The organism is Maribacter sp., assembly GCF_049667165.1.
Classification (GTDB): Bacteria; Bacteroidota; Bacteroidia; order Flavobacteriales; family Flavobacteriaceae; genus Maribacter_A.
The window spans coordinates 1-2805 of sequence record NZ_JBATHS010000249.1 but is presented as its reverse complement, the minus strand read 5'-3'; the positions used below and the strand labels follow the sequence as shown (position 1 = coordinate 2805).

General features: G+C 40.3%; 1 protein-coding gene and 2 pseudogenes. All 3 read right to left on the bottom strand.

What is annotated here, in order from left to right; genetic code table 11:
• Positions 1-633, bottom strand: a pseudogene (locus WBM98_RS12515) (hypothetical protein); the annotation flags it as partial.
• Positions 634-971: 338 nt separating this feature from the next.
• On the bottom strand, positions 972-2111 hold the full coding sequence (locus tag WBM98_RS12510) for a gliding motility-associated C-terminal domain-containing protein (protein WP_424366359.1): 1140 nt from the start codon (positions 2109-2111) through the stop codon (positions 972-974).
• A gap of 8 nt (positions 2112-2119) precedes the next feature.
• Positions 2120-2805: pseudogene (locus WBM98_RS12505) on the bottom strand (hypothetical protein); the annotation flags it as partial.

Sequence of the window (2805 nt, the reverse complement as noted above, 5' to 3'; positions counted from 1 at the left end):
TTCTCCTTGGATTCCCTGCGGACCGACCTCACCTTGTATTCCTTGTGCTCCGGTTGCTCCGGTATCCCCGGTGTCACCTTTTAGTCCTTGGGGTCCAACTTCTCCCTGGATTCCCTTCTCACCTTTTTCACCGGTGTCCCCTTTATCGCCTTTAAGGGAAGCAGTCCATTGGGCTTCGGTTCCTACAAAACCTTCGGCAACTGCCATGTCATATGCAGAATCACCATCCGTTCCATGGTCGCCTTTATCACCTTGTGGGCCTGTTAAATCTTGTGTTGTAAATGAAGTGCCGTCTGAGTAGTTTATTGTAAATGTGCCATTCCCGTTATCTACAAACGAAAAGTCATTGGCATATGAACCTCCGGTTCCCGAACATAAATTATTCCATTGCGTTCCATTGAAATAATGAACACATTGGGTGTCTAAATTATAGATCAAGGCACCTCTAAGGGGAGTAATGCTTTGCATTTGGGCCGTTGAAACACGGGTCAGCACCAAGGCCTTCGTCGTACTTTCCAACTCCACTATCGATGCGTCGTTAATCGTACTCGGATTTTCTCCAATTTTTACTTGGGCAGATACCATTGTTGCCGAAAAAAGGAGCAACGCAAATAGTATTTTACTTAATTTCATAGGTTATGTCTTGGGAATACTAAGCTAATTCCCGTAAAAATAACCGATACCAAGCTATTGCGTAAGAAATTGTTGTGTACGAGCAATACAATGTGGTGAAACATAAAAAGCCGTACGATTCACCTATAAAACGTGCAGTTGAACTGTAACTCTTGGCGGAACAATCGTAACTAAAAACTTGAATATGCTAAAGTCCGAAACTTTATTCGAAAGAAAGTAAATCAATGCTCCTTGGATGACTTACTAATAAGGTAATCCCGCACAGAAATAAATTGCAACCTGTTAAAAACCAACAATATAGAACAGCTCAAAAGTAAGCCTTGGCGAATTGCATAATGCTATTTCGCTATATATATATATCCTTGATATTTTAAGTTATGCGCTTTTATTTCAAGTATATAGAAATAAACCCCTTCTGGTAGTTGTTGGCCTTTTTGGATTATTTTTTTGTTGCTAATCCCATTAAATTCATTTTGATAATCTGTTTTTTCATAGACGAGCTGCCCTTCCCTATTGAAGATCATGAGATTATTGGTAGGGTACTCCTCAACTATTTCCAATATAAAAAAATCGTTTGATCCATCCCCGTTTGGGGTAAGGGCATAGTTGCCCGAGTCTCTATTCTTTATATTAAACAAGAAACCGAACGTAAAGATTTCATAATCATTGGCATTGAATGTGTTTGATGTTACCCAACCTTCATCGATTTCCCCTTCATAGTTAAAATTACCCAAATTGGTCCATTCTTCATTTTTTTTATTCCACCCTGCGACCGTAATGTGTTCAATTTCTTCTACAATAGATTTTAAGTTGCAATCCGAATTCCAGTTTAGGGTTACTTGAATCATGCCAGAAGTCTTCAAATTCCAGAATTCTTGGGTATGAATGGTGCTCAAATAAGCATCCTTACGATTAATGTCAAAACCCGTGGAAAAACTCTCTGGAAAATCAGGACTTTCACGAAAGTATGCGCATTTGGCCAAGAAGGTTCCATCAATAAATTCTAGTAACAAGGGCCGCATTATATCCCCATTGCCAACTGGAAAACTAAAAAGTTTCTGTCCTTCAACTGCGGCATGACCATCGATCTTGGCCATATCCACAGCACCTTCATAAAATGCATTTTCGGATATTTTAGTGTAGATGTTTTTATTATTTCTGTCAGACTTGATATTCCCATAAATAAAATTGAGTGAGTTATCTATGGTAATTGGTTCTTCAATGTATAGATCGTTTTCCACGGCCATCTCAAAATCAAAAAATACGGGGCTAGAATTTCCTGAAATCAATAAGTTGCTTTCATCATGATAAAACCCTATTAAACCTAGATTCTCGTCAAAACCACTGTCATTAATAAAATCAGTATGAAACCCCAGCGAACCTTTACTATGAAGTTGCAGGTTGCCAAAGTTATGTACCCCCTGTCCTAGTAGACTTTGTCCCAACAATACTAGTAGAATAAACAATCTTTTTTGCATCTTATTCTCTATTGAATGTTTATTTGCTGCCAGTCGGTACCATCGCTCTGAAGCCAAATAGGTTTATTTTTATCCAATGCGTTTTGAAGGGAGCCTTTGTTACAGATATACTTGATGCTCGTTTGATTATCGCCCTTGCTTATGTTCTTTAGAATATAGAGCCTCCCAGGACAGTTAGAAGCGGGGGGTAAGGTTATCGTAAGATTTTTTTCAGTCATTATAAGGGTATAATCATTATCATCTAAGGTGGTACTGATGTTAGTTCTTCTAATAGGTGCTGCTACGGATCCTACTATATGTAAGGATGAAGTAGGCGTTGTAGTGCCAACACCAACATTCCCATTTTTGAAAGTTAGATTTTGACTTGTAATATCCACTCCGGCAGGTCCTATTTCACCCTGCTCCCCTTTATCGCCCTTATCGCCTTTTTCTCCTTGGTCACCGGTATCTCCTTTGTCCCCTTTTGGTCCCGTTTCTCCTGTGTCTCCTTTTTCTCCTTGGTCACCCTGTGGTCCAACTTCACCTTGGGGTCCGATAGCACCGTCAGCGCCATCGATGCCATTGGTACCAGCTACTCCTTGAGGTCCGGTTTCTCCTTGTATACCTTGGGCTCCGTCAACACCATCGTTTCCATCTGTACCAGCGGGTCCTGTACGTCCTGTTGCGCCTGTATCTCCCGTATCACCTTTTTCAC

What these genes read in the sequence shown, in the direction of transcription:
- WBM98_RS12510 (WP_424366359.1), bottom strand. Translation starts at nt 2,111, where the DNA reads ATGCAAAAAAGATTGTTTATTCTACTAGTATTGTTGGGACAAAGTCTA.